This is a genomic window from Variovorax sp. 20P10.2.4, from assembly GCF_058244205.1.
In genome coordinates, this window is sequence record NZ_JBZAYE010001211.1 from 1 (window position 1) to 382 (window position 382).

Sequence of the window (382 nt, forward strand, 5' to 3'; positions counted from 1 at the left end):
CCGCCACAACAAGCTCGGCGACGTCGGCTTGATGGGTTTGACGCAGGTCGGCATCGCCATCCCCAACTTCTGGTTCGCCATCCTGCTGATCCTCGTCTTCTCCGTGCAGCTGCAGTGGTTCTCCGCCGGCGGCTTCGACGGCTGGGGCGAGGGCGTCTTCGCCGGCTTGAAGTCCCTGCTGCTGCCCGCCCTGTCCCTGGCCGTCGTGCAGGCCGCCATCCTCGCGCGCATCACCCGCTCGGCCGTGCTCGAGGTCATGCGCGAGGACTTCGTGCGCACCGCGCGCGCCAAGGGCGTGACCCAGCGCGCCGTGCTGTGGACCCACGTGCTGCGCAACGCCCTGATCCCCGTCATCACCGTCATGGGCATGCAGTTCTCCGAG

Annotated in this window: 1 protein-coding gene; it reads left to right on the forward strand. The window is 68.6% G+C overall.

What is annotated here, in order from left to right; all coding sequences use genetic code 11:
• The coding region (locus AC27VN_RS42345) for an ABC transporter permease (protein WP_490880650.1) at nt 1–382 on the forward strand (382 nt) is incomplete at both ends.